Below are 26,011 nucleotides of genomic sequence, written 5' to 3'. Positions count from 1 at the left end.
GTCATCACCCGTTCGAAAGGCCACCGACCATAAACGGAAAGGCCCGCCGATTTTACGGCCGGGATCTCGCCCCGCATTTCCCCTCCGACTTATTGGACGCCACACACCTTGGACACCGACCGGCCGTCCATATCGCGCGTGGCCAAATCCGAAAGCGGATCGTAGAGTCCAGAAGCTCATTTCTCTCCGGATCTGGAGACACTCATGAGGGATTTACCGGAAGCAGCAGAATCAGCGGAATCACCAGAATCAGCGGATCCGCTCGCCGACCTCTCCATCGACTACGTGGAGATGTACGTCGAGGACCTGGACGCGGCGGTCGCCCATTGGACCGACCGGTACGCCTTCACGGTCGTCGGCACCGGCACTTCCGCGGAGCACCGCGGCGTCACCGTCCGGCACGGGCGGATCACGCTCGTCCTGACGCAGGCGACGTCCGAGCTGCATCCCGCGTCCGCCTACGTCATGAGCCACGGGGACGGCATCGCGGACATCGCGCTGCGCACCGCCGACCCCGACGCCGCCTTCGAAGCGGGGCTCGCGCGCGGCGCGATCGCCCACCGTTTCCCCCGGCAGCGCACGGAGAGCGGCCGCGCCGAGACCGCGGCGTTCCGCGGCTTCGGGGACCTGGTCCACACACTCGTCCGACGCGGTCCCGACGAGGGCCCGGGACTGCCCGCCGGCCATGTGCCGGTGCGGAGCACGGAGTCGGACGCCGGACCGGCCGCCGCGGTCGGCCTGTTGGAGCTCGACCACGTCGCCGTCTGCCTGCCCGCGGGCGACCTCGACGCGATGGTCGCGTACTACCGCGACGCCCTGGGCTTCCGGTTCGTCTTTGAGGAGCACATCGTCGTCGGCGCGCAGGCCATGGAGTCGAAGGTCGTGCAGAGCAGGTCCGGCACGGTGACCCTGACCCTCATCGAGCCCGACACCTCGGCCGCCACGGGCCAGATCGACGAGTTCCTCAAGGGTCACCAGGGTGCGGGCGTGCAGCACCTGGCGTTCTCGTCGCGGGACGCGGTGGGTTCGGTGCGGGCGCTGTCCGGGCGCGGTGTCTCGTTCCTGCGCACCCCGGCGTCGTACTACGACCTGCTCGGGCAGCGCGTGGAGCTCGGCGAGGAGCGGCTGGCCGATCTGCGGTCGACGCACGTGCTCGCGGACGAGGACCACGACGGGCGGCTCTTCCAGATCTTCACCGCCTCGACCCACCCGAGGAAGACCCTGTTCTTCGAGGTCATCGAGCGGCAGGGCGCGGCGACCTTCGGCAGCGCGAACATCAAGGCGCTGTACGAAGCGGTGGAGCTGGAGCGGACCAAGCAGCGTGGCTTCGACCAGCGCTGACCCGGACGTGAGCGGCCCCGTGCGCCCCGAGGACCTGCACTGCCTCGCCGACGCCGAACGCGCCGCCGCCACCGTGCTGCCCGCCGCTGTCCGAGACTTCGTGGCAGGGGGCAGCGGCGCAGAGGTGACGCTGGACGCCAACCGCGCCGCGCTGGACCGGGTCTTCCTGGTCCCGCGGGTGCTCAGGGACGTGTCGGCGTGCACGACCGGGACCACGCTGCTCGGGCGACCGGCCCGACTGCCTCTCGCACTCGCGCCGGTCGCCTACCAGCGGCTCGTGCACCCCGAGGGGGAACTGGCCGCCGCCCGGGCGGCGCAGGCGGCAGGAGTGCCGTTCACCGTGAGCACCCTCAGCAGCGTCCCCGTCGAGCGGCTCACGGCGCTCGACGGGACCGTCTGGTTCCAGCTCTACTGGCTGCGCGACGCCGAAGGCTCCCCCGACCTGGTCCGGCGGGCCGAGGACGCCGGCGCGCAGGCGATCATGCTCACGGTCGATGTGCCGTGGATGGGGCGGCGCCTGCGCGACGTACGCAACCGGTTCGCGCTTCCGGATTACGTGCGCGCCGCCCACCTGGCGGAGGGACCGTCCGCGGCGCACCGGGTGCCGTCCGGTACCGGTGCCGCGTCCGCGCTGGCCGCGCACACGGAGGCCGTGTTCTCACCCGCTCTGACGTGGTCGTCGGTGGAGGCGCTGCGCGAGCGCACCCGGCTGCCGCTGGTACTCAAGGGGATCCTGGCGGCCGAGGACGCTGTGCGCGCCGCCGAGTGCGGGGTGGACGCCGTGGTGGTGTCCAACCACGGCGGCCGCCAGCTGGACGGCGCCCTGCCGAGCGTCGACGCGCTGCCGGAGGTGGTGGCCGGTGTGGCGGGACGCTGCGAGGTCCTGCTGGACAGCGGCATCCGCAGCGGTACGGACGTGCTGCGGGCGCTGGCGCTCGGCGCGTCCGGTGTCCTGGTGGGCAGGCCCGCGCTGTGGGGTCTTGCCGTGGGGGGCGAAGGCGGGGTGCGGCGGGTCCTCGACCTGCTGGCGGTGGAGTTCCGGGACGCTCTGGGGCTCGCGGGGTGCGCGGATGCGACGGACGCGCGGGAACTGCGGACGGTACGGCGCGCGGGCTGAGGCGAATGCACGCGTCCATCGCCCATTGCGGAATCGACCGGACCCAGGTATATCGACCGAACCCAGGTATATCGAAATGCGCGCTCCGAATGAGCCGATTGGCGGATGCGTGACGAGCGGCGGCACGATTGGCAGCGGGCCGAACGCGCGGCCTAGAATCGTGGGGTTTGCCCCCGAGCCGCGTACGGAGCCCCGCCCATGCACAGCCCTCACGATCCGTTCGTACGCGTCCGGGGTGCCAGGGAGCACAATCTGCAAGGTGTCGACGTGGACATTCCGCGCGATGTCCTGGCCGTCTTCACGGGCGTGTCCGGCTCCGGAAAGTCCTCGCTCGCGTTCGGCACGATCTACGCGGAGGCGCAGCGGCGGTACTTCGAGTCCGTCGCCCCGTACGCCCGGCGTCTGATCCACCAGGTGGGCGCGCCGAAGGTCGGCGAGATCACCGGTCTGCCGCCCGCGGTCTCGCTCCAGCAGCGCCGCTCCGCACCGACGTCCCGCTCCTCCGTCGGCACGGTGACCACCCTCTCCAACTCCCTGCGGATGCTGTTCTCGCGCGCGGGCAGCTACCCGGAGGGCGCCGAGCGGCTCGATTCGGACGCCTTCTCGCCCAACACGGCGGCGGGCGCCTGCCCGGAGTGCCACGGTCTGGGCCGCGTCCACCGCACCACGGAGGAGCTGCTCGTCCCCGACGCCTCGCTCTCCATCCGTGAGGGCGCCATCGCCGCCTGGCCCGGCGCGTGGCAGGGCAAGAACCTCCGCGACGTGCTCGACGCGCTCGGGTACGACGTGGACCGGCCGTGGCGCGACCTTCCGCGGTCGGAGCGCGACTGGATCCTGTTCACCGACGAGCAGCCGGTCGTGACCGTGCACCCGGTGCGCGAGGCGGGCCGGATCCACCGCCCCTACCAGGGCACGTACATGAGCGCCCGGCGCTACGTCATGAAGACCTTCGCGGACTCCAAGAGCCAGACGCTGCGCGCCAAGGCCGAGCGGTTCCTGGCGAGCGCGCCGTGTGCGGCGTGCGGCGGGAGCAGGCTGCGTCCGGAGTCGATGGCGGTGACGTTCGCGGGTCGCACGATCGCCGAGCTCGCCGCGCTGCCGCTGTCCGAGCTCGCGGACGCGCTGGCCGGGGCGGCGGACGCGTCCGAGACGGCGCGTGTCCTGACCGAGGACCTGCTCGCCCGGATCGCGACGGTCACCGAACTCGGTCTCGGCTACCTCAGCCCGGACCGTGCCACGCCCACCCTGTCGGCGGGCGAGTTGCAGCGCCTGCGCCTCGCGACGCAGCTGCGCTCGGGGCTCTTCGGCGTGGTGTACGTGCTGGACGAGCCGTCGGCGGGACTCCATCCGGCCGACACGGAGGCCCTGTTGACGGTCCTCGACCGGCTCAAGGCGGCCGGGAACTCCGTGTTCGTGGTGGAGCACCATCTCGATGTCGTACGGCACGCGGACTGGCTCGTCGACGTCGGTCCGTACGCGGGCGAGCACGGCGGGCGGGTCCTGCACAGCGGGCCCGTGGCGCAGCTCGAAGGCGTCGCCGAGTCGGCGACGGGCCGCTTCCTCTTCGACCGGGCGACTCCGCCCGTACGTGAAGTGCGCACTCCGCGGGGCTGGTTGAAGGTCGGCCCGGTCACCCGGCACAACCTGCGCGGGGTGACGGCGGAGATCCCGCTCGGCGCCTTCACGGCGGTCACGGGCGTGTCGGGTTCGGGCAAGTCCACTCTCGTCGGCGAGATCACCGAGGACCTGCCGGGGGTCGGGCGGCTGGTCTGCGTCGACCAGAAGCCGATCGGTCGTACCCCGCGCTCCAACCTCGCGACGTACACCGGTCTGTTCGACGTCGTGCGCAAGGTCTTCGCCGCCACGGACACGGCGAAGGAACGCGGTTACGGCGTCGGCCGCTTCTCCTTCAACGTGGCGGGCGGCCGCTGCGAGACCTGCCAGGGTGAGGGTTTCGTCAGCGTCGAGCTGCTCTTCCTGCCGAGCACGTACGCTCCCTGCCCCGACTGCGCGGGCGCCCGCTACAACCCCGAGACGCTGCAAGTGACGTACCGGGGAAGGAACATCGCGGAGGTGCTCGACCTGACCGTCGAGGCCGCCGCGGACTTCTTCGCCGACACCCCGGCCGTCGTACGCAGCCTGCGCACACTCCTCGACGTCGGCCTCGGCTATCTGCGCCTCGGCCAGCCCGCCACGGAGCTCTCGGGCGGCGAGGCCCAACGCATCAAACTCGCCAGCGAGTTGCAGCGCGTCCGGCGCGGCCACACCCTCTACCTCCTGGACGAGCCCACGACCGGCCTGCACCCCGCCGACGTGGAAGTCCTCACCCACCGTCTGCACGAGCTGGTCGACGGCGGGAACTCAGTGGTCGTCGTCGAGCACGACATGGCGGTGGTCGCCGGCGCGGACCGGGTGATCGACCTGGGCCCGGACGGCGGCGACCGCGGCGGACTCGTCTTGGCGGCGGGCCCACCCGCGGAGGTGGCACGCGCGGAGGGCAGCCGCACCGCGCCGTACCTGGCGCGGGCGCTGGCGGGTGGCGCGGGGACCGAACGGGTCTGACCTACCGGCTCACCTTCCGGGTGGCCCGCAGCCACTCCTTGTTCATGGCGGCGATGGAGGGAAGGGGGATGCCCTTCGGGCAGGCGGTGGCGCACTCACCGGTGAGCGTGCAGCCGCCGAAGCCCTCGGCATCCATCTGCTCGACCATGTCGAGAACGCGCGTCTCCCGCTCGGGCGCGCCCTGCGGAAGCACGTTCAGGTGGTTGACCTTGGCCGAGGTGAAGAGCATCGCCGACCCGTTGGGGCAGGCCGCCACGCACGCCCCGCAGCCGATGCACTCCGCGTGCTCGAACGCCGAGTCCGCGTCCGGCTTCGGCACCGGCGCGGCGTGTGCCTCGGGTGCCGCGCCGGTCGGTGCGCTGATGTAGCCGCCGGACTGGATGATGCGGTCGAAGGCGGACCGGTCCACCACGAGGTCCTTGACGACGGGGAAGGCCGAGGCGCGCCACGGCTCGATGTCGATCGTGTCGCCGTCCTCGAAGGAGCGCATGTGGAGCTGGCAGGTGGTGGTGCGCTCGGGTCCGTGCGCGTCGCCGTTGATGACGAGCGAGCAGGCTCCGCAGATGCCCTCGCGGCAGTCGTGGTCGAAGGCGACGGGGTCCTCGCCCTGGACGATGAGCTCTTCGTTGAGGGTGTCGAGCATTTCGAGGAAGGACATGTCGGAGGAGATCCCGTCCACTTCGTACGTGGACATCGCTCCGTCGGCGTCGGCGTTCTTCTGGCGCCAGACGCGCAGGGTGAGCTTCATGCGTAGCTCCGCTGAGTGGGGTGGACGTACTCGAAGACGAGGTCTTCTTTGTGGAGGACGGGGGCGGCGCCGGTGTCGGTGAACTCCCAGGCGGCGGCGTACGAGAACGTCTCGTCCACGCGGGCCGCCTCGCCGTCCGGGGTCTGGGACTCCTCGCGGAAGTGGCCGCCGCAGGATTCGGCGCGGTGCAGGGCGTCGAGGCACATCAGCTCGGCGAGTTCGAGGTAGTCGACGATGCGGTTGGCCTTCTCCAGGGACTGGTTGAACTCCTCGCCGGTGCCGGGCACCTTGATGCGGCGCCAGAACTCCTCGCGGATCTGCGGGATGCGCTCCAGGGCCTTGCGCAGCCCCGACTCGGTCCGCGCCATACCGCAGAACTCCCACATCACCTCGCCCAGTTCGCGGTGGAAGGAGTCGGGCGTGCGGTCGCCGTCGACGGACAGGAGCAGGTTGAGGCGGTCCTCGGTCTCGGCCAGCACCTCCTGCACGACCGGGTGGTCGTCGCCGACCTCGTCCTTGTGCGGGTTGCGGGCGAGGTAGTCGTTGATGGTGGACGGCAGCACGAAGTAGCCGTCGGCGAGGCCCTGCATGAGGGCGCTCGCGCCGAGCCGGTTGGCGCCGTGGTCGGAGAAGTTCGCCTCGCCGACCGCGAAGAGGCCGGGGACGGTGGTCTGCAGGTCGTAGTCGACCCAGAGGCCGCCCATCGTGTAGTGCACGGCGGGGTAGATCCGCATCGGCACCTCGTACGGGTTCTCCGCGGTGATCCGCTCGTACATGTCGAAGAGGTTGCCGTACTTCTCCTCGACCTTCTTCTTGCCCATCCGCTGGATGGCGTCGGCGAAGTCGAGGTAGACGCCCTGCCCGCCGGGGCCCACTCCCCTCCCCTCGTCGCAGACGTTCTTCGCGGCGCGCGAGGCGATGTCGCGGGGGACGAGGTTGCCGAAGGAGGGATAGATGCGCTCCAGGTAGTAGTCGCGCTCGTCCTCGGGGATCCGGGCGGCCGGGCGGTCGTCGCCCTTGGCCTTCGGCACCCAGATGCGGCCGTCGTTGCGCAGCGACTCGCTCATCAGCGTCAGCTTGGACTGGTGGTCGCCGGTGCGCGGGATGCAGGTGGGGTGGATCTGGGTGAAGCAGGGGTTGGCGAAGTACGCGCCGCGCCGGTGGGCCCGCCAGACGGCGGTGGCGTTGGAGTTCATGGCGTTCGTCGACAGGTAGAAGACGTTGCCGTAGCCGCCGGAGGCCAGCACCACCGCGTCGGCGAAGTACGTGTCGATCTTGCCGGTGATCAGGTCACGGGCCACGATGCCGCGCGCCCGCCCGTCGACGACGATCACGTCCAGCATCTCGGTCCGCGGATGCATCTCCACGTTTCCCGCGGCGATCTGCCGGCTGAGCGCCTGATAGGCGCCGAGCAGCAGCTGCTGTCCGGTCTGGCCGCGGGCGTAGAACGTCCTGGACACCTGGACGCCGCCGAAGGAGCGGGTGTCGAGGAGCCCGCCGTACTCGCGGGCGAAGGGCACGCCCTGCGCGACGCACTGGTCGATGATCTCGACGGAGATCTGCGCGAGGCGGTGCACGTTGGACTCGCGGGCGCGGAAGTCGCCGCCCTTGACGGTGTCGTAGAAGAGCCGGTGCACGGAGTCGCCGTCGTTGCGGTAGTTCTTCGCGGCGTTGATGCCGCCCTGCGCGGCGATGGAGTGGGCGCGGCGCGGCGAGTCCTGGTAGCAGAACTGCACGACGCGGTAGCCCTGTTCGGCGAGGGTGGCTCCGGCGGACCCGCCCGCGAGTCCCGTCCCGACGACGATCACGGTCTGCTTGCGCCGGTTGGCCGGGTTGACGAGCTTCGCCTCGAAGCGGCGGGTGTCCCAGCGCTCGGCGATGGGCCCGGCGGGGGCCTTGTCATCGACGAGCGGCTCACCCGTCGTGTACGCGGAGTACTCACTGGAGTAGTTCATGGGTCAGCTCACCAGTCCGGTCATGACGGCCACGGGTACGGAGACGAAGCCCACGGTCAGCACGAGGGCGAGGCCGTTGGCGAGGGGCTTGAGGACGCGGTTGCGGGCCGCGGTGCCGACGCCCAGGGTCTGCGCGGCGCTCCACAGTCCGTGCCGCACGTGGAAGCCGACGGCGACCACGGCGACGATGTAGACGACGTTGCTGTACCAGGTGGAGAAGGTGTCCACGATGTTCTGGTACGGCTTCAGGTGCTCGTAGCCGCCCGGGTGCACGGTGCCGGTCGTCAGGTCGAGGATGTGCCAGACGATGAACAGCGCGATGATGATGCCGCCCCAGCGCATGGTGCGGGTCGCGAAGCTCGCCTCGCGCCGCTTGTGCACGTACTGGGTGGGGCGTGCCTTGATGTCGCGGCGGCTCAGCTGGTACGCGGACGTGGCGTGGGCGACGACGGCGGCGACCAGCACGACGCGGAACAGCCAGAGCGTCCACTCGTAGTGCATGAAGGGCTCGCCGAGGGTGCGGAGCCAGTGCGCGTAGTGGTTGATCTCGGCCGGGCCGAAGAAGATCTTCAGGTTCCCGATCATGTGCAGGAACAGATAGAGCAGCATGATCAAGCCGCTGACCGCCATCACCGTCTTCTTGCCGATGGTGGAGTCCCAGAGCGTGCGGGTCATGGACGGCCGTTTGTCCGTCCGCGTTGCCAGAGCCATGCCGGAGACGCTACGGCCGAAAGTCCCGATCGGTCCAAGAGATGGTTCGGCTCATCTCCATAGCCAGAGCCTATGCAGGGCTCTACGCTATGGACATGCAGTTCCAACAACTCCACTACTTCGTCGCGGTCGCCGAGACCCGGCACTTCACGCGGGCCGCGGAAGAGGTCCACGTCTCGCAGCCCTCCCTCTCGCAGCAGATCCGGGCCCTGGAGAAGGAACTGGGCGCAGAACTCTTCAGCCGGGCGCGGGGCAACATCACGCTCACCGACGCGGGCGAGGCGCTGCTGCCCCTGGCCCGCCGCATCCTCGCGGACGCCGACACGGCCCGCATCGAGGTGCAGGAACTGGCGCAGCTGCGCCGCGGCCGGATCCGGCTCGGCGCGACCCCGAGCGTGTGCACGGGCCTGCTCCCCGACGTCCTGCGCGCCTTCCACGACCGCCACCCGGGGATCCAGCTCCTCATCGAGGAGAGCGGCTCGCACGACCTGGTCCGGGAACTGGCACGCGGCGCCCTGGACCTGGCGCTGGTGGTCCTCCCCCTCCCCACCCCTTCACCGGCCCTGACGACACTCGAACTGCTCCGCGAGGACCTGGTCGTGGTCTCGGCACCGGGTTCGCGCCCCCTGGGCCGCACGGTCCGCATCGCCGACCTCCAAGGCGAACGCCTTGTCATGTTCCGCCACGGCTACGACCTGCGCGAACTCACCGTCTCCGCGTGCCGGGCCGAGGGCTTCGAGCCGGAGTTCGCGGTGGAGGGCGGCGAAATGGACGCGGTCCTCGGCTTCGTCCGCGCGGGCCTGGGCGTGGCGGTGGTCCCCCGCATGGTCGCGGAACGCTCGGGCCCCGACCTCCGCGCGACCCCCCTGGCGAAGCCGAGCCTCCACCGCACGATCGCGCTGGCCCACCGCAGCGATGTGGCGCCGCCGCGGGCGGCGCGTGAACTCCAGCGAATGCTGCTGGAACGCTGACGGCTCCCCGCCGGACGGAGCGGTGGAGGACGCCGACGGATGGACCTCCACCGCCTCGCGGCACCAGGCCCTGCCCTCCCTGCTCGCTCTCTTCCTCGCCGCGGGCGGCGCCCTCGTCGGGCTGTGCGGGCCGTCCGTCGTCACCACTCAGCCGGTCGCGTCCGCCAGTGCCAGTTCGTGGAGGCGGTCCGGCGGGCCGGGGCGGGCGTAGTACCAGCCCTGTGCCGTGTCGCAGCCGAGTTCGCGCAGCTGGTCCGCCTGCGCGCCCGTCTCGACGCCCTCCACCGTGACCGCGAGGTCGAGGCTGTGCGCGAGGGCGACGATGCCCTCGACGATCTTCAGGTCGACCGGGTCGGCGGGGAAGTGCTGCATGCCCTGGGTGAACGAGCGGTCCAGCTTGAGGACGCTCACCGGGAGGCGGCGCAGGTTGGCGAGGTTGGAGTAGCCCGTGCCGAAGTCGTCGAGGGCGATGTCCACGCCCATCTCGGCGAGCCTGCGCAGCGGCTTGAGCAGGTCGTCGTCGGCTCCTATCAGCGCGGACTCCGTGACCTCCAGGCACAGGGCGCCCGGTTCGAGGCCCTCGCGCTCCAGGATGTCGACCGTGTCGGAGACCAGGCCGGGGTGCGTGAGCTGCATCGGCGACAGGTTGACGTTGACGCGGAGCGGGCCCGCCTCGGTGTGGCGTGCCTCCCAGCGGCGGGCCTGGCGCACGGACTCCTCGAGGACCCAGCGGCCGAGCGGCACGATCAGGCCGGTGTGCTCGGCGAGCGGGATGAAGCGGTCCGGGCCGATGATGCCGTGCTGCGGGTGCAGCCACCGCACCAGCGCCTCGGCGCCGCGCACGCTGCCGTCGCCGAGGTGCACGAGCGGCTGGTACTCGATGAAGAACTCGCCGCGCTCCAGGGCGGCGGGCAGCGCCGTGGTCAGACCGTGCCGGGTGATGGCGCGGGCGTCGGCCTCGGGGTCGGCGAGTTCGTAGCGGTTGCCGCCCGCGGACTTGGCGCGGTACATCGTGATGTCGGCGCTGCGCAGGACCTCCGCCGCGCCGCGCTCACCGGCCGGGCCCTCCACGATGCCGATGCTGCCGCGCACGGTCAGTTCGCGTCCTTCGACGCGGACCGGGACGGCCAGGGCGTTCATGATGCGCCCGGCGAGCTCGTCCACCTCGGTCTCGGTGTCGGGTCCCGTGGTGAGCGCCACGAACTCGTCGCCGCCGAGCCGGGCCACCATCTCGCCGGGTGCGGTCGCGCAGGACTGCAGCCGGTCGGCGACCTCGACGAGGAGCCGGTCTCCGGCCGCGTGCCCGAGGCTGTCGTTGACGGTCTTGAAGCCGTCGAGGTCGAGGTAGCAGAGCCCGAACCGGGCGTTCTGTCCCGCGGAGAGCGCTTTGTCCAGTCGCTCGAAGAACAGGGTGCGGTTGGGCAGTCCGGTGAGCGCGTCGTGGGTGGCCTCGTACCGCAGGCGGAGGTTGAGAAGACGGCGCTCGGTGGTGTCCTCCATCAGGGCCAGCTGGTACTGCGGCACTCCGTCCGCGTCGCGCAGCAGCGACACCGTCAGGTTGGTCCACAGGACCGTGCCGTCGGGGCGGTAGAAGGCCTTCTCGACGCGGTAGTGCTCGCGCTCGCCGCGCACCAGCTCCTCGTAGAGCTTCCAGACGTGGGGCGAGTCGTCGGGATGCGTCCACTCCCCCACGTTGCGTCCGCGGAGCTGGTGCTCCAGGCCGCCGAACATGCGGATCAGCGCGTCGTTGACTTCGAGGACGGTGCCGTCGAGGTCGGCGATGCCGATGCCGATCGCGGCGCCGTGGAAGACGGCGCGGAAGCGCGCCTCACTGGCGTGCAGGGCCTCGGCGACGGCGCTGCGCGCGCTCAGCGCGGCGCGGGAGATGGCTTCCTGCTCGGCGAGGGTGCGCTCGCGCAGCGCCTGGGCGAAGCCCGCGGCCATGGCGTGCTGGATACGGGCGGAGCGGGCCCGCAGCTCTTCACGCGGCCCCTCGCCGCCGCAGTACAGGACCAGGTAGGCGTCGACGCAGTCGAGCGTGCGGCTGAGCGCCTCGGGGTCCGTGCAGTGCGTGCCGATGAGCGCGGCCCCGACGGCCTGGCTCTCCGCCGCGTCGAAGACCCGCTCCTGGAGCGCGTCGCTCAACCGCCGGGCGAGCGGCACCAGTTGCTGTTCGAATTCGGGACGGGTCAGCGAGGTGGCCGTCACGGGGAAGATCGCACGGCTCCAGATGGTGGCGAACCGGCGGAGTCTGCCCTCGGGTCCGTCCTGGTCGCCGCTCAACGCTTCCGTCCCACGCCCGCGAATCCCGAGAAGGAGTACGGATCCTCCTCCTCGGGCGCGGTGTCGGGCCGCCAGTGCGGCATCGGCACCAGGCCGGGTTCCACCATGTCGTATCCCTCGAAGAACCGCGCGATCTCGTCGCGCGAGCGCATGATCAGTGGATTGCGGATGTCCTTGTATACACCGACCGTCCGGCCGGCCTGCTCGGGGGGAACGGGGATCCCTTCGTACGAGGCGTGGCTGAGGACGACGAGGCTGCCGGGCGCGAGTGCGTCCCGCAGTTCGGCGACCGCCGCGTAAGGATCGTACGCGTCCTCGACGAAGTGCAGGACGGCGACGAGGAGAAGAGCCACCGGGCGGTCCAGGTCGAGGACCGACGTGACCTCCGAACTGCCCAGAATGTCCCGGGGCTTGCGCAGGTCCGCGGCGATGGCCGCGGTGCGCTCGGTGCCTTCGAGCACGGCACCGCTGTGCGCGACGGCGACCGGGTCGTGGTCCACGTAGACGACGGCGGCCTCGGGGCTGGCCTGCCGCGCCACCTCGTGGACGTTGCCGAACGTCGGGATGCCGGAGCCGATGTCGAGGAACTGGGTGACGCCCTCCCCGACGGCGTGGCGCACCGCGCGCCGCATGAAGGCACGGTTCGCCTGCATGATCTTCGGGAGTCCCGGCATGAACTCCATCGCCTTGCGGGCCGCCTCCCGGTCCACCTCGAAGTTGTGCGAGCCGCCCAGGTAGTAGTCGTAGATGCGGGAGACGCTGGGCATCGAGAGGTCGATGCCGGGCGGTGCCCAGGCGGGACGCTCCATCAAGACTCCAAGGCGTAGGGGGACGGCGCAGGCGATCCGGTGTTCGAGGGTGAGGCTACTGATCGTCCGCCAAGGGAGCGAGTCAAAACGGAAATTGGCCGTCCGTTCTCGGTCACTGCCTTTGGCAAGTGCCGTGTCCCACACCGTCGACCGGCCCGTCCCCTCCCTGTGATATGGGAGGGGACGGGCCGGTCTGTCCGTGCGCCGGAGGGCTACTTGGGGGCGCCCACCGGCTTGCCCTGGGGGCTCGCCGCGTACCAAGTACCGCCCACGCCCTGACCGTTGGTGTCGCCGGGCTTCTTGTCGCCGGAGAACGTGTACATCGGCCAGCAGTCGATCGTCTGCTGTTTCCTGCCGTCCGGACGGTCGAACACGGTGAAGCCCTTCTTGAGGATTCCTCGAGTGTCGTTCTTGTCGACGGGCGCCACCACGGGCCACTTGTCGAGGCAGGCCCCGGTGCAGGCGGACTTCATGGGCCAGGCGGAGTCCTTCGTGAAGCGGTAGACGGTCATGCCGTTCTTGTCGACGACGATCTCGCCGAGCTTCGGGTCCTTGCGGGTGGACAGGCCCGCGGGGTCGACGGGGGCGGTGTCGGCCGCGGCGGGCGCCGCCTTCTTGCCGTCCGGAGCGGCCGCGTACCAAGTGCCGCCGACCCCCTGGCCCTTGACGTCGCCCGCCTTGGCGTCCTGTGCGTACCGGTACATCGGCCAGCCGTCGATGGTCAGCTGCTTGGTGCCGTCGGCCGCGGTGACCTCGCCGAGCAGCGATTCGTCGACGCCCGGGGCGGCCTTGGCGCCGTCGGCGGCGACGGCGGGCCATGCCTTCAGGCAGGCGGCGTCGCAGTTGGACTCGGGCGGCTGGGCTGTGTCCTTGTCGAAGCGGTAGAGGGTGAGGCCCGCGCTGTCGGTGACGACCTTCCCGAGCTTCTTGCTGTCCCACACCGCGAGTTGCCCGGCCGCCTTCGCCTTGGCGCCCGCGCCCTTGTCCGCGGCGTCGGCGTCCTCTCCGTAGCCACCGTCCCCGCCGTAGCCGTCGTCCTTCGCCGGTGCTTCGTTGCCCACGTTCTGCCCGTTCGGGGACTGGTCGCCCTTCTCCTGGCCGCACGCCGTCGTCAGCGCCAGCAGGGCCGCGGCTGTCGCCACGAGCGAGGCGCTCCGCCAGGCCCTGGGGGAACCCCCACTTGGATACAGCATCGTTGACTCCCACTGTCCGCAGAGTGTCGTGACGCCCGTTTGCGTCGCAACATGGCCCTAGGTACGGGTCGGGCCGTGCGGCGCGTTCAACCGCGGTTCAAGATTCTTTGCGCGGCTCGCGGTGCGCGTGCGGTGCGCATGGGGCGCGTGGGGTGTTCGAACACGGGCGTGGCTGTGCGTACCCGGCGTCAAACGCGTGACGCATGCGAGTCCTCCCTTCGGGTCATTCGGTGGCTCGGATGGCGTAGCGGGCGTGCGCGGGGCTCATGCTCCTCGTCGTGCACGGAACTCCGCGAGCCTTGTCGCCCCTCGTCACCCGCGTGTTGGCGCTCGTCGCACTCGCCCTGCTGCTCGGCGCGTCGTCGGCCGTCGGCTCGGCGTCCGCCGACGCGTGCGCCTACGCGTCGGTCGACCAAGGTGCCACGGGTGGCGGCACGGTGGCCGTCGCGGGCGATGGCGCCGACTGCTACGCCGGGCCCACGCATCCCCCCGAAGCCGCCACCCCCGCCCCCACCACCGGAACCACCGCCTCCGCCCCCGCCGCCCAAGCCGCCCGCGCCGGAACCGCCCCCTCCGCCCCCGGCTCCCGCACCGCCCGAGCCGTCCGTCCGCCCCGCGGCGCCATCGCCTCCGCCGCCCCGGCAGGCCGCGGCACCGGCGCCCGCGCCGAAGCCCGAACCCAAGCCCTCCCCCCGCCCGCCGAAGCCTCCCGAGGCCGAACCGAAGCCCGTGGCGTATCCGGAGTACCACGCCCCGCCCCGTAAGCAGCCGCCGCGCCACGGCCCGTCCCTCGTCTCGCTCACCCTGCTCGTCACAGCGCCCGCGGTGCTCGCCGTCGCCGCGCTCCGCCCGCGCTGATCGCCGGAGGAATTCATGTCGGAATGGCTTGTTCTCACCCTCGCGATGGTGGCCGCTTGCGGCGTCGTGCTCATCGTGACCCTCCTGCGGCACCGCAGGACCGGCGCGGACTACGACGCCTCCGGGACACCGGACGTCATCGAGTACATGACGATGATGATCGGTGTCGTGTACGCCATCGTGTTGGGCCTGGCCATCGCGGGTGTCTGGGAGGCCCGCGGCGCCGCCCAGGAACACGTCCGCGTCGAGGCGCAGTCGTTGCACGAGGTCTCGGAGCGTGCGCGGATCTACCCGGAGGAAGTGCGGGACCGCATTCGGGACGACGTCCACACCTATGTCAGCCATGTCGTCACCACCGAGTGGGACACGATGAGGACCAAGGGGGAACTCACCGACCGCGGCGCGGAGCTCCTGGCCCGCGTACGGCACGACGTGACCGACTACGAACCGAAGTCCGACTTCGAGGCGCAGGCGTATCAGCCCCTGGTCGACTCGGTGGCGGCCGCGGACGACGCGCGCAGCGCCCGCGCCGACAGCGTGGGCGCGACGATGCCAGGCGTGGTCTGGTTCGGCCTGATCACGGGCGGCCTCGTCACCATCGGCATGATCTTCGCCCTGCAGATCCGCCGTACGCCACGCGAACTGGTCCTAGCCGGACTGTTCTCCGCTCTCTTCGCCTTCCTGCTCTTCCTCATCTGGGACTTCGACGCGCCCTACAGCCGGGGCATCGCGGCGACGGCGGAACCGTTCAAGTCGCTCTTCCCCGGACTCGGGGGCTGATCCCGCATTGGCCGTGAAATACGGTGCGCCGCGGCCCGAAACGGCGCACCCTGGTCCCATGGCCTGGCAATCACCGATCGTCGTCCACCCGCCCGCCCCCGACGGCGGGCGGCAGGTCACCGTGCGCGGAGAGGACGCGGGCGTCGCCCGCAGCGACGAGGGCCTGACGGAACTCCTGCGGCGGGCCGGGCTCGGCGAGGCCGACATCGCGCTGGACGACCCGCACCTCGTCGAGTGGCGCGGCGGCCGGCACGTATGGCCGCACAGCTGACGGCACCCCGGGCCTCCCCCGGGGCCCCCGGACCGCGACCGGGCGCCGTCGCACACCACCGGCCCCCATCGTCCGCGCCGCGCCGCGCCGTTCCCCCGTCCGGCCCACCCGATTGCCCCGTTCGCGCGACACGGATCGCGGCGCGCCGGGTCCGTATCTAGCGTTTCGGGCATCGAGGTGCATTTCGGCGCCAGCGGAAGAAGGTCCGCAGCTGCTCCTCGGAGACCCGGAGGATTCACCATGCGCGCGATACGCGTCGCTTCGGCCGCTCTGCTCACCGCTTCCGCGCTGGCCCTCTCCGCACCGGTCGCGTCCGCGGCCGCCGTCGGCGAGGAGAACGTCACCGCTTTCGGCTTCAGCATCTCCCCCAAGACGGTCGCCGCGGGCGGCCAGGTCACCCTCAACGTCGACGGATGCGACGACGGCGACACGAAGGTCGCCTCGGGCGTCTTCGACGACACCACCATCCCGAAGGGGCAGAAGTCCGCCACCGCCCACGTGTTCTGGGACGCGAAGCCCGGCGCGATGTACGAGGTGACGTTCACCTGCAACGGCAGCAACCCCGGCAGCGACAAGACCGACCTGACCATCGCCACCGGGCGCCCCGACAACAACTCGCACCACAACCAGAACAACCAGCACAACCAGCACAACCAGCACAACCAGCACAACAAGGGCGTCAAAGCGGGCATCGGCGGCAGCCTCGGCGGGCTCGACCTGCACGAGATCGCCCTCGGCAGCGCGCTGATCCTCGGCACGCTGGGCACCGCGTACTACAAGGCCCGCCGCCGCACCGGCGAGGACAACTCCTGACCCGCGGCGGGCAGCCCGCGGCCCCCGGGATGTCTCCGGATCCCGGGGGCGCGGCGCTCTTCACCTGCCGTGCGAGCAGGGTGGTGCCGGGCGCGGGGCGGAAGGGGGTCGCGCCGTCCCGGCGGTGGTACGGGGTCCCGGGTCAGATCCTGTTCTCCGAGCGGCGGCGCATCCAGAACACACCGCCACCGAGCAGCGCGGCGGCGACCAGCGCGCCGCCGATCGCCATGTCGGTGCCGGTCGCGCCCGAGTGCGCGCTGCCGCCGACGCCGCCGCGCACACCGCCGTGGATGACGGTGAAGGCGGCCGGGCGGGTCAGCGTCTTGCCGCCGCAGTGGGCCGTGATGTCGTAGGCGCCGGGGCGTGCGTGCTTGTGGACGATCGCGGTGCCGCTCGCCGTCGAGCCGCCGGAGATCTGGTGCAGGTTCGTGTCCGGGAAGGCGGGCGACGTGAGCTTGCTGCCCGGCGTCTGGCAGGACGACCCGTCGACGGTGACCGTCAGATGCCCCCCTCTCGGAATCACGCTGGGCATCGCCACGATGTTGGTCGGGTCGGCCCAGGCGGACGCGGCCGGGGCGGCGAGCCCGACGGCACCGACGGCCGCCGCGGCGACCGCGAGGGCACGTGTGGTCCGCATACGAGAAGTTCGCATGGCATTCCTCCGCGGAAGACGCCCCGGGGATACAGTCCCCGGTCGATCGGCGAGAGCGCCTCCCAGACTGACCCTCAGATGACGTGCGCGGGCCCGCATGTCGGCGATCGGCCGTCCTGGTGAGACGACACGCCGGGGCGCGTCCGCGCGACCCGGCATCACCGCAGGTCACGGACCGTCAGAAAAATCCTGTCCGGCGCGACTCGGATGGCGCACTTCGCCCCTGTCGCCACCCGTTCGCTCCCGCCCTTTCGCACGCCGCGCGCCCCGCGTTTAGCGTTTTGGTACGCGCAACGGACGCGGCTCTCCGCCGTGTTCGAGAGGGGATAGAGCATGCCTTCGTCCCATCCGGCCGATGAGTTCGAATTCCAGGACCTGCAGGACTTCCAGGAGGAGGAGAAGCAGAGGAAGCGCGCCCCGTGGGGTGTGATGGCGCTTGTCCTGCTGACCGGACTCGCGCTGATCCGCAATGGTTCCGGGGAATTCGACGTGGGCCCGCCGCAGCCCGCGTCCGCCGCGGCCGCGGACCGTGCGCCCGACGCGGGAGCCGCCGCCCCGGTGCCGCTCGCGTTCTCGCCGGCCGAGCGTGTCCGCATCAAGGGCATCCGGGTGGACGCGCCGATCATGCAGGTGGGGCTGGATCCGGAGGGGTGGGTGGATGCGCCGCCGCCCGAGGACCCGAATCTCGCGGGCTGGTTCACCGGCGCCGTGTCGCCCGGCGAGAAGGGCACGGCCGTGGTGGTCGGCCATGTGGACAACCAGCGGGGGCCCGCCGTTTTCTACGGCCTGGGTTCGCTGAAGAAGGGCAATCACATCGAGGTCGGCCGCGCGGACAAGAAGACGGCTATTTTCGAGGTCTACGGCATCGAAGTGTTCGACAAGAACAAATTCCCCGGGAAGCGCGTCTACGGGAACGGCGGAACTCCCGAATTGCGGGTCATCACCTGCGGCGGCGGTTTCTCCAAGCAGTCCGGATACGACGGGAACGTCGTGGTGTTCGCCCGTCTGGTCGCCGTGCGCTGAGCGGGAAACCAGACGGACGGGGGGCTCGTGGCGAGTACGCCCCGGGGACTCAGGACATGTAGCGGCTCGGCACCGTGAGGCGGTAGCCGGAGTCGAGCAGTTCCGGCAGGTACGTGTGCAGCGCCTCGACGCTGCCCGAGCGGTCGCCGCCCGCGTCGTGCGAGAGCACCACGACGCCGGGCCCCGCGCCGGCCCGGACGCGCCGCACGATGGTCGCCGCGCCCGGCTCGGTCCAGTCGAGGGTGTCGACGGTCCAGGCGAGCGGCTCCATGCCGAGCTCGGCGCCCAGCTGGAAGGCGTTGCGGTTCCACGCGCCGTAGGGGGCCCTGAACCACTCGGGAGGCTCGCCGGTGGCCTCCTCGATGACGTCGCAGGTGCGCTCCATCTGCTCGCGCATCGCCGCCCTGTCGAGTCGGGGCAGCAGCGGGTGGCTCCAGGTGTGGTTGCCGATGAGGTGCCCGTCGTCGGCCATCCGACGCAGCAGGTCCACGTTGTCGACGGCCATCTCGCCGCAGACGAAGAACATCGCCCGCACGTCGTGCTTGCGGAGCGTGTGCAGGATGCCCGGGGTGTAGCGCGGGTCCGGCCCGTCGTCGAACGAGAGCACCATCGTCCGCTCACGGCCCGGCATGCGCAGGATCGGCGCCTTGCGCACTTGGGGCAGGGCTCGTCCGGCGCGCGGGGGGCCGTATCCCGTGAGGGGCTGCAGGCGGTACGCGGAGGGTTTGAGGCGGCGTGCGGCCTGCGGGCCCGCGGCGGGTCTGCCCGCGGGGGCGGCGGGTCCCGGACCGGATGGGCCCTCCGCTCCCCCGCACGCCGCGGTCGTGGCCAGGCCGAGGACCGCGGCGGCGCGGAGCAGGACCCGCCGCCCTGGAGTCAGCTGATCATCTTTCATGACTAATCCGTCGCATGGCGGAAGGCCCGCGCGGAACACCAACACCGGGGCGGCCCCCGAAAGCACCCGTTCAGACGCGGCGGACCAGGGGGAAGGGCAGGGTCTCGCGGATGGTCAGGCCGGTGAGGAACATGACGAGCCGGTCGACGCCGATGCCGAGGCCTCCGGTGGGCGGCATCGCGTACTCCAGGGCGTCGAGGAAGTCCTCGTCGATCTCCATGGCTTCGGGGTCTCCCCCGGCGGCGAGCAGCGACTGCGCGGTGAGGCGGCGGCGCTGCTCGACCGGATCGGTCAACTCGGAGTAGGCGGTGCCGAGTTCCGTACCGAAGGCGACGAGGTCCCAGCGTTCGGCGAGGCGCGGGTCGGTGCGGTGCTGGCGGGTGAGCGGGGAGACGTCGGTCGGGAAGTCCTTGTAGAAGGTGGGCAGCTGGGTCTTCTCCTCGACCAGCCGCTCGTACATCTCCAGGACGACGTCGCCGCGCCCGTCGTCCGTCGTGTACGGGACGGCGGCCCGGTCGCAGAGCCGGTGCAGGGCCGCCACCGGGGTGTCCGCGTCGATCTCCTCGCCCAGCGCCTCGGAGAGCGCGCCGTACACCGTCTTGACGGGCCAGGGCCCGGAGATGTCGTGCTCGACGCCGTCCTTGTGCGCCACCGGTCTGCCGAACGCGGCGGTCGCGGCGCCCTGGATGAGTTCGCGGGTGAGGTCGAGCATCACGTCGTAGTCGGCGAAGGCCTGGTAGGCCTCCAGCATCGTGAACTCGGGGTTGTGTTTGTAGGAGACGCCTTCGTTGCGGAAGGTGCGGCCCATCTCGAAGACCTTCTCCATGCCGCCGACGCAGAGCCGCTTCAGGTACAGCTCGGGGGCGATGCGCAGATAGAGGTCGAGGTCGTAGGCGTTGATGTGGGTGGTGAAGGGGCGCGCGTTGGCGCCGCCGTGGATCTGCTGGAGCATCGGCGTCTCGACCTCCAGGTAGCCGCGGTCCAGGAGGCCCTGTCGGAGCGCCTGTACGGCGGTGGAGCGGGCCCGGACCACGTCGCGGGCGCCGGGGCTCGCGACCAGGTCGAGGTAGCGGCGGCGGACCTTGGCCTCGGGGTCGGTCAGGCCGCGGCGCTTGTCGGGCAGCGGGCGCAGGCACTTGCCGGTGAGGTGCCAGTCGGTGACGAAGACGGTGAGCTCGCCCCGGTCGCTGGTGCCGACCGTGCCGGTGGCGGTGATGTGGTCGCCGATGTCGGTGCCCGCGGTGAAGCGGTCCAGGACGTCGGGGCCCGAGGTGTCGCGGGTGAGGGCGAGTTGCAGATCGCCCGACCAGTCGCGGAGTACGACGAAGACGACGCCGCCGAAGTCGCGTACGAGCATGACGCGGCCCGCGACCGTGACCTCGGACGCCGCCATGTCGTGGCGGATCGCCGCGAGTTCGTGGGTGCGCGGGGGCGGGCCGACGGGGTAGGGGTCGACACCTTCCGCGCGCAGGCGGTCGAGTTTGCGGTGCCGGATGCGGATCTGTTCGGGGAGCCTGGACGTCGGGTCGGCGTCGGTGGTGTCGTCCGCGCCGGACAGGCCGAGCGCGGCGATCGACGGGAGTCCCTCGGTGGTCGTGGGCTGGGTGACGCCCCGCGGCTTGTGGTGGCCCTTGCCCCAGAGCTTGCGCAGGGACGGCACGGAGACGAAGCCCTCGGCGATGCCGGACGCCAGGCTGATGCGGGCGAGGGCGCCGCTGTCGCCGTAACAGATGAAGCGCGGGTACCACTCGGGGTGGTACTTGGCGTTGGAGCGGTAGAGCGCCTCCAGTTGCCACCACTTGGAGAAGAAGAGGAGCAGCTTGCGCCACAGGCGCAGCACCGGGCCCGCGCCGATGCGGCCGCCCTCCTCGAAGACCGAGCGGAATACGGCGAAGTTCAGGGAGATGCGGCGCACGCCGGTCCGGGGAGCGGCCGCGCACAGTTCGGCGACCATGAACTCCATGACGCCGTTGGGTGCGGCGCGGTCGCGGCGCATCAGGTCAAGGGAGATGCCGTCCTTGCCCCAGGGGACGAGGGAGAGCAGCGCGAGGAGTTTCCCGTCGGCGTCCAGGGCCTCGACGAGGAGGCAGTCGCCGTCCTCGGGGTCGCCGAGGCGGTCGAGGGCCATGGAGAAGCCCCGCTCGGTCTCGGTGTCCCGCCAGGCGTCGGCCTTGTCGACGATCTCCTCCATCTCCTCGTCGGTGAGGGTGGAGTGGCGTCGGATGCGGGTGGTGGCTCCGGTGCGGCGGACGCGGTTCACGGCCTGGCGGGTGACGCGCATGTCGCGGCCGTCCAGGTCGAAGTCGGCGACGTGCAGGATGGCCTCGTCGCCGAGTTGCAGCGCGCCGAGTCCGGCGCGGGCGTACGCGGTCGCGCCGTCCTCGGACGCGCCCATCACGGCGGGGGCCCAGGCGTACTGCCGTGCCACGTCCAGCCAGGCGCCGATCGCGTGCGGCCAGGCCTCGCGGTCGCCGACGGGGTCGCCGCTGGCCAGGCAGACGCCGGCCTCGACGCGGTAGGTGACGGCGGCCTTGCCGCTCGGTGAGAAGACGACGGCCTTGTCACGCCGGGTCGCGAAGTAGCCGAGTGAGTCCTGCGCGCCGTAGGCCCCGAGGAGGGCGCGGATGCGGGGTTCCTCGTCGCCGTGCAGGGCCGCTTCCATGCGCTGGGAGCGGAAGAGGGTGGCGGCGGCGTTCAGCAGGGCGAGGGCGCCGAACAGGCCGAGCCAGAAGTAGAGGCCGCGCGGCGGGCTGCCGTCGAAGTACTCGTGGCCGTGGATCAGGCCGCCGCAGACCCGGTTCGCCGCCCACAGCAGCCGCTCGCCGCGCACCAGGGTGCCGGGGAACAGCTCCACCAGGCCCCAGCCTGCCAGGACCGCGACGCCGAGTCCGGCGGCGAGGACCGCGATGGCCCGCCGGACGGCGCCGCGCCGGGAGTCGGCGGAGAACTCCTTGCGGGCGAGGATCAGCAGCACGAAGGCGGCGCCGCAGATCACGAAGGAGGGCAGCGATTCCGCCCAGAAGCCGAGGGCCGCGCCGAGCACGTCGAAGGCGAGGAGCAGGCCCAGATAGCTGACGACGAGCCACCAGGCGACCTTCTTGCGCGCGGCGGTCGCGGCGGCGAGCAGGAAGAGGAAGACGGCGTACGCGAGGTTCGCGCTGACCGGGACCGTGAGGAGGTCGAGGACGCGGATGACGGGCATGAGGAGGCGGCGCAGCGGCGAGATGACCGCGACGACCGCGCAGAAGACGCCGAGCGCGCCGAAGAAGGCGGCGAAGCCCTCCGGGACGCGGCCGAGGAAACCGTCTCGGGCCCGTATCCGTCCTCTGGCCTCGGGCTCCTCCGTGCTGACCGTCATGGCACGACTCTAGGAAGAGGTGTGCCACCGCGCAGGTCGAGAGCGGCGGGACGGGGCACGGCGGCCCTGGACGGCATGCCCGGACGACAGGCCAGGACGGCGGGGCGCGGCGGCCCGCCCCGACCGGCCCGGAACACAGGCGGTATGACTGCCTCCGCTAATCTCTCGGCGTGAGTGAAGACCAGTCCCACCAGTTCGAACGCGGCACCGACGGGCCCAAGGTGATCGTCGTCGGGGTCGACGGCTCCGACTCCTCGCTGAGAGCCGCGGCATATGCCGGTGGCCTGGCCCGTCGGCAGCGGGCGCTGCTCGCCGTCGTGTACATCCAGCCGGTGATGGCGGCGGGCGCCGCGTTCGGCGTACCGGTCGCCGAGACCACCGACGAGATCGCCGAGGGGCTGATCACGGAGATCCGGGCCGCGACCGAGCGGGTGAAGGACATATTCGACGTCCGGTGGGAGTTCCATACGTTCCGCGGTGATCCCTACACCGGTCTGGTCACCGCCGCCGACGACCTCAAGGCCGACGCCGTCGTCGTGGGCGCCTCCGAGCAGGCGGGCCACCGCATCGTGGGTTCGGTCGCCGTCCGTCTGGTGAAGGCGGGCCGCTGGCCGGTGACGGTGGTCCCGTAGGGAACCGGTGACGGTGGCCTGGTGTGGCTCCTTCCGTAGCGCCCCTTGCTGGGCCATCATGATCCGCCATCAGCCGACGGCCGGCTGCGAAGAGGTGGAGCTCATGTCGGGACTACGGATGGGGCAGGGCGTGCTGCGCCGCAAGCCCATCGAGCACATCGATGAGTCGGAGCCCGGGGCGGGCGGCGGGCTCGCCAAGTCCCTCGGGCTCTGGCAGCTCACCGCCATCGGCGTCGGCGGCATCATCGGCGCCGGCATCTTCAGCCTCGCCGGGGCGGTCGCCAACGGCACGGCGGGCCCCGCGGTGCTGGTCTCCTTCCTGATCGCGGGGGTCGCGAGCGCGGCCGCCGCCTTCTCGTACGCCGAATTCGCCGGGATGATCCCGAAGGCGGGGTCGGCGTACACGTACGGCTATGTGGTGCTCGGCGAGCTGACCGGCTGGTTCATCGGCTGGGACCTGCTCCTGGAGTACACCGCGATCGTCGCCGTGGTCGCGATCGGCATCTCCGGCTACTTCGGTTTCCTCGTCGAGGAGATGGGGGCCGAGCTGCCGAACTGGATGATGGGCGCGCCCGGCACCGGTGACGGGCACAAGGTCGACCTGTTCGCCGCGGTGCTGTGCCTGTTCATCGCGTACCTGCTCACGCTCGGCATCAAGAACGCCGCGCGCTTCGAGATGATCGTGGTCGTCCTGAAGGTGATCGTGGTCCTCGTCGTGATCGCGGTCGGCTTCTTCCACATCGAGACCGGGAACTACGATCCGTTCTTCCCCTACGGGGTCAGCGGCGCGTTCACGGGCGCGGCGACCGTGTTCTTCGCGGTGTTCGGCTACGACGCCATGTCGACGGCGGCCGAGGAGTCCAAGGACGCGCAGCGCCACATGCCGAAGGCGATCCTCTACTCCCTCGCGATCTCGATGGTGCTGTACGTCCTCGCGTGCCTGGTCCTCACCGGCATGCAGAGCTACAAGGACGTCGACCCGGAGAGCGGCTTCTCCACGGCCTTCAAGTCCGTGGGGCTCGGCGGCCTCGCGGACGTCATCGCGGTCGGCGCGATCATCGGCATCCTCACCGTGATGTTCACGTTCATGCTCGGCTGCACGCGCGTGTGGTTCTCGATGAGCCGGGACGGGCTCCTTCCCAAGTGGTTCGCCAAGACGCATCCGACGCGGCACGTGCCGACGCGCGTGACGTGGATCGTCGGGATCGCGTCGGCCGCCATCGCCGGGTTCCTGCCCATCGGCGAGGCGGCCGAGCTGACCAACATCGGGATCCTGCTGGCGTTCGTCGTGGTGTGTGTCGCGGTGATCGTGCTGCGCTACAAGCGGCCGGAGCTGCCGCGCACGTTCCGCTGCCCCGGCATGCCGGTGGTGCCCGCGATCGGGGTGGTCTTCTCGATCTGGCTGATCACGTTCCTGCAGTGGCAGACCTGGGTGCGGTTCGCCGTGTGGTTCGCGCTCGGCCTCGTCGTCTACTTCGGCTACTCGTACCGGAAGTCGGAGCTGGCGAAGACGGACGGAACCACCACCAAGAGGTGACGCGGGTCAGGAGCGTCCGAGCAGGGGACGACCGCGGCTACTTCCCCATGACGAGGCCGTCCTTGCCCGCGCCGCGGCTGAGGACGACACGGCGGACGCGGTCGCGGACGTCGCTCACGTCGGCGCCGCGGTCGAGGGCGGTGTTGAGGTTGACGACGCGGACGGAGTCCGTGTCGAACCACATCGGCAGGAACTCGGCCTTCTTGACCTGCCAGCGGGCGCCCGGCTCGGCGGGCGGCGCGAAGGTGAAGCGGCCGATGGTGCCCTGGTTGCCGCGCGGGTCGTGCGCGCCTTCGTGGTTGATCATCTCGCCTGCGACCTGGTCGCCCATGCCGTAGACGACCCAGGTGCCGTTGACCTTCTCGTAGGCCTGCGGGACGTGGGCGTGGGTGCCGAGGATGAGGTCGATGTCGGGGCGCCCGTCCGTGCGGGACGCGGTGAGCTGCTTGCCGAGGCGCAGCTGCTGCTTGTCGGGCGCGTCCTGCCACTCGCTGCCCCAGTGCAGGCTGACGACCACGACGTCGGCGCCCGCCTCGCGAGCCGCTCGGGCGTCCGCCACGATCTTGCCGCGGTCGATGAGGTCGACGGTCCACGGCTTGCCCTTCGGCAGGGGGTAGCCGTTCGTGCCGTACGTGTACGCGAGTTGCGCGACCTTGGCGTCGCCCGCCCGCAGCCACGCCGGGGTCCTGTCCTCGGCGGCCGTGCGGGCCGAACCCGCGTGCTTGACGCCCGCCTTGTCGAGCGCGTCCAGGGTGCGGCGCACACCGTCCGCGCCGTCGTCGAGGGTGTGGTTGGAGGCGGTGGAGCACGCGTCGTACCCGGTGGCCTTGAGGGCGCGGGCCACCTGGGGCGGGGACTTGAAGCTGGGGTAGCCGCTGTAGTCGCCGTCCGCGCCGTAGACCGTCTCCATGTGGCAGATCGCCAGGTCGGCCTTGCTGATGACGGGCTTGGCGCCCGCGAGCATCGGCCTGAAGTCGTAGCCGTCGCCGCCCGCGTCCGCGTTGGCCGCACGGATGATCGAGTCGTGTGGCAGGACGTCACCGGAGGCGGCGAGCGTGAAGCCGCGCTTGCCCGCCGCGGATCCGCCGGCCGGATGGGGCGCCGGGGCCGTGCAGGCGGTTGCGCCCGCGAGACCGGCGATGAGGAGGGCCGCGGTGGCGGCCGTCGCGGGACGCGGACGCGGGGCCTTCAATGGTGCATTCCGCGAGGTGTGGGAGGTGGCGGCGGGACGTGTGTGCCGTGTGATCCGTGCGCGCTGCTTCATCGGTCGGACTCCCTGGCTGGGGCGATATTCGGCCAGATGAATCCACATACGTACTTAACGGATAATCAAGGAGCATTGCCGTTCAAGTACCTGAAACGGAGTCATACAATTCCACCTGTGACGCGAACAACACAGGGCCGCCCACCTGCGGTGAAACCGACGCCCGGGTCAAGCCTCCGTAAAGCGCCTTGCTCCGCACCCCTCTCGGGTAATCGGCTGTCCTCACCGTGTGCCGGAT

At 71.1% G+C, this 26,011-nt stretch carries 21 protein-coding genes; 11 read left to right on the top strand and 10 right to left on the bottom strand.

Features of this window, described 5'->3' with window-relative positions; genetic code table 11:
* Window positions 1-204: 204 nt before the first annotated feature.
* The 3 genes from hppD (at window position 205) to NOO62_RS35840 (ending at window position 5,020) form a co-directional block, all read left to right on the top strand.
* Window positions 205-1,341, top strand: coding sequence for a 4-hydroxyphenylpyruvate dioxygenase (hppD, locus tag NOO62_RS35850; RefSeq protein WP_268774959.1), 1,137 nt, complete (start codon window positions 205-207; stop codon window positions 1,339-1,341).
* Window positions 1,322-2,458 (top strand): alpha-hydroxy acid oxidase, encoded by a 1,137-nt coding sequence (locus NOO62_RS35845; protein WP_414930945.1) that lies wholly within the window; start codon window positions 1,322-1,324, stop codon window positions 2,456-2,458. Before hppD ends, NOO62_RS35845 begins: the two co-directional genes overlap by 20 nt.
* Before the next feature lie 198 nt (window positions 2,459-2,656).
* Window positions 2,657-5,020, top strand: a complete 2,364-nt coding sequence (locus NOO62_RS35840) for an excinuclease ABC subunit UvrA (RefSeq protein WP_268774958.1) — start codon at window positions 2,657-2,659, stop codon at window positions 5,018-5,020.
* Window position 5,021: 1 nt separating this feature from the next.
* On the opposite strand, the gene NOO62_RS35835 is transcribed toward NOO62_RS35840, so the two are convergent.
* Genes NOO62_RS35835 through NOO62_RS35825 form a run of 3 tightly spaced genes read right to left on the bottom strand, consistent with a single transcriptional unit; the run spans window position 5,022 to window position 8,434 of the window.
* Window positions 5,022-5,768 (bottom strand): succinate dehydrogenase/fumarate reductase iron-sulfur subunit, encoded by a 747-nt coding sequence (locus tag NOO62_RS35835; protein WP_268774957.1) that lies wholly within the window; start codon window positions 5,766-5,768, stop codon window positions 5,022-5,024.
* Complete coding sequence (locus tag NOO62_RS35830; protein WP_268774956.1) at window positions 5,765-7,723, bottom strand: fumarate reductase/succinate dehydrogenase flavoprotein subunit; 1,959 nt, start codon at window positions 7,721-7,723, stop codon at window positions 5,765-5,767. Before NOO62_RS35830 ends, NOO62_RS35835 begins: the two co-directional genes overlap by 4 nt.
* Window positions 7,724-7,726: 3 nt before the next feature.
* Window positions 7,727-8,434, bottom strand: a complete 708-nt coding sequence (locus tag NOO62_RS35825; RefSeq protein ID WP_268774955.1) for a succinate dehydrogenase — start codon at window positions 8,432-8,434, stop codon at window positions 7,727-7,729.
* A 95-nt stretch (window positions 8,435-8,529) separates the two neighbouring features.
* On the opposite strand from NOO62_RS35825, the gene NOO62_RS35820 reads away from it, so the two are divergent.
* Window positions 8,530-9,405 carry a LysR family transcriptional regulator gene (locus NOO62_RS35820; RefSeq protein ID WP_268774954.1) on the top strand — a complete coding sequence of 292 codons (876 nt, stop codon included), beginning with the start codon at window positions 8,530-8,532 and terminating at the stop codon, window positions 9,403-9,405.
* A 147-nt stretch (window positions 9,406-9,552) separates the two neighbouring features.
* On the opposite strand, the gene NOO62_RS35815 is transcribed toward NOO62_RS35820, so the two are convergent.
* The 3 genes from NOO62_RS35815 to NOO62_RS35805 form a co-directional block, all read right to left on the bottom strand.
* Window positions 9,553-11,688 (bottom strand): putative bifunctional diguanylate cyclase/phosphodiesterase, encoded by a 2,136-nt coding sequence (locus NOO62_RS35815; RefSeq protein WP_268774953.1) that lies wholly within the window; start codon window positions 11,686-11,688, stop codon window positions 9,553-9,555.
* Window positions 11,685-12,497, bottom strand: a complete 813-nt coding sequence (locus NOO62_RS35810; protein WP_268774952.1) for an SAM-dependent methyltransferase — start codon at window positions 12,495-12,497, stop codon at window positions 11,685-11,687. Before NOO62_RS35810 ends, NOO62_RS35815 begins: the two co-directional genes overlap by 4 nt.
* A gap of 212 nt (window positions 12,498-12,709) precedes the next feature.
* Entirely contained in the window at window positions 12,710-13,690 is a 981-nt protein-coding gene (locus tag NOO62_RS35805) for an SCO0930 family lipoprotein (protein WP_268774951.1), read from the bottom strand.
* 278 nt (window positions 13,691-13,968) lie between these two features.
* Here NOO62_RS35805 and NOO62_RS35800 point away from each other — a divergent pair, with 278 nt between their 5' ends.
* The 4 genes from NOO62_RS35800 to NOO62_RS35785 all read left to right on the top strand — a co-directional run bounded on the left by NOO62_RS35800 (window position 13,969) and on the right by NOO62_RS35785 (window position 16,412).
* Complete coding sequence (locus tag NOO62_RS35800) at window positions 13,969-14,454, top strand: hypothetical protein (RefSeq protein WP_268774950.1); 486 nt, start codon at window positions 13,969-13,971, stop codon at window positions 14,452-14,454.
* Between the two features lie 109 nt (window positions 14,455-14,563).
* A complete protein-coding gene (locus tag NOO62_RS35795) occupies window positions 14,564-15,328 on the top strand; it encodes a DUF4239 domain-containing protein (RefSeq protein ID WP_268774949.1) in 765 nt (254 codons plus the stop codon).
* 58 nt (window positions 15,329-15,386) lie between these two features.
* Window positions 15,387-15,599, top strand: a complete 213-nt coding sequence (locus tag NOO62_RS35790) for a hypothetical protein (RefSeq protein WP_268774948.1) — start codon at window positions 15,387-15,389, stop codon at window positions 15,597-15,599.
* A gap of 240 nt (window positions 15,600-15,839) precedes the next feature.
* Window positions 15,840-16,412 (top strand): hypothetical protein, encoded by a 573-nt coding sequence (locus NOO62_RS35785; protein WP_268774947.1) that lies wholly within the window; start codon window positions 15,840-15,842, stop codon window positions 16,410-16,412.
* 142 nt (window positions 16,413-16,554) lie between these two features.
* Here NOO62_RS35785 and NOO62_RS35780 read toward each other — a convergent pair whose 3' ends face one another.
* Window positions 16,555-17,049, bottom strand: a complete 495-nt coding sequence (locus NOO62_RS35780) for an LPXTG cell wall anchor domain-containing protein (RefSeq protein ID WP_268774946.1) — start codon at window positions 17,047-17,049, stop codon at window positions 16,555-16,557.
* Window positions 17,050-17,397: 348 nt separating this feature from the next.
* On the opposite strand from NOO62_RS35780, the gene NOO62_RS35775 reads away from it, so the two are divergent.
* On the top strand, window positions 17,398-18,087 hold the full coding sequence (locus NOO62_RS35775) for a class F sortase (protein WP_268774945.1): 690 nt from the start codon (window positions 17,398-17,400) through the stop codon (window positions 18,085-18,087).
* A 49-nt stretch (window positions 18,088-18,136) separates the two neighbouring features.
* Here NOO62_RS35775 and NOO62_RS35770 read toward each other — a convergent pair whose 3' ends face one another.
* Entirely contained in the window at window positions 18,137-18,982 is an 846-nt protein-coding gene (locus NOO62_RS35770) for a polysaccharide deacetylase family protein (protein WP_268774944.1), read from the bottom strand.
* Window positions 18,983-19,052: 70 nt separating this feature from the next.
* Window positions 19,053-22,340, bottom strand: a complete 3,288-nt coding sequence (lysX, locus tag NOO62_RS35765) for a bifunctional lysylphosphatidylglycerol synthetase/lysine--tRNA ligase LysX (RefSeq protein WP_268774943.1) — start codon at window positions 22,338-22,340, stop codon at window positions 19,053-19,055.
* Window positions 22,341-22,510: 170 nt separating this feature from the next.
* On the opposite strand from lysX, the gene NOO62_RS35760 reads away from it, so the two are divergent.
* Together NOO62_RS35760 and NOO62_RS35755 are read left to right on the top strand one after the other, a co-directional pair.
* The gene (locus NOO62_RS35760; protein WP_268774942.1) at window positions 22,511-22,972 is read left to right on the top strand and encodes a universal stress protein; all 462 of its coding nucleotides are present in this window, start codon (window positions 22,511-22,513) and stop codon (window positions 22,970-22,972) included.
* Between the two features lie 103 nt (window positions 22,973-23,075).
* Complete coding sequence (locus NOO62_RS35755) at window positions 23,076-24,509, top strand: amino acid permease (RefSeq protein ID WP_268774941.1); 1,434 nt, start codon at window positions 23,076-23,078, stop codon at window positions 24,507-24,509.
* 37 nt (window positions 24,510-24,546) lie between these two features.
* On the opposite strand, the gene NOO62_RS35750 is transcribed toward NOO62_RS35755, so the two are convergent.
* The gene (locus tag NOO62_RS35750; protein WP_414930944.1) at window positions 24,547-25,701 is read right to left on the bottom strand and encodes a CapA family protein; all 1,155 of its coding nucleotides are present in this window, start codon (window positions 25,699-25,701) and stop codon (window positions 24,547-24,549) included.
* Window positions 25,702-26,011: the final 310 nt, after the last annotated feature.

This window comes from Streptomyces sp. Je 1-369 (assembly GCF_026810505.1).
In the GTDB taxonomy this organism is placed as follows: domain Bacteria; phylum Actinomycetota; class Actinomycetes; order Streptomycetales; family Streptomycetaceae; genus Streptomyces.
This window is presented reverse-complemented; position numbering and strand designations above follow the sequence as displayed.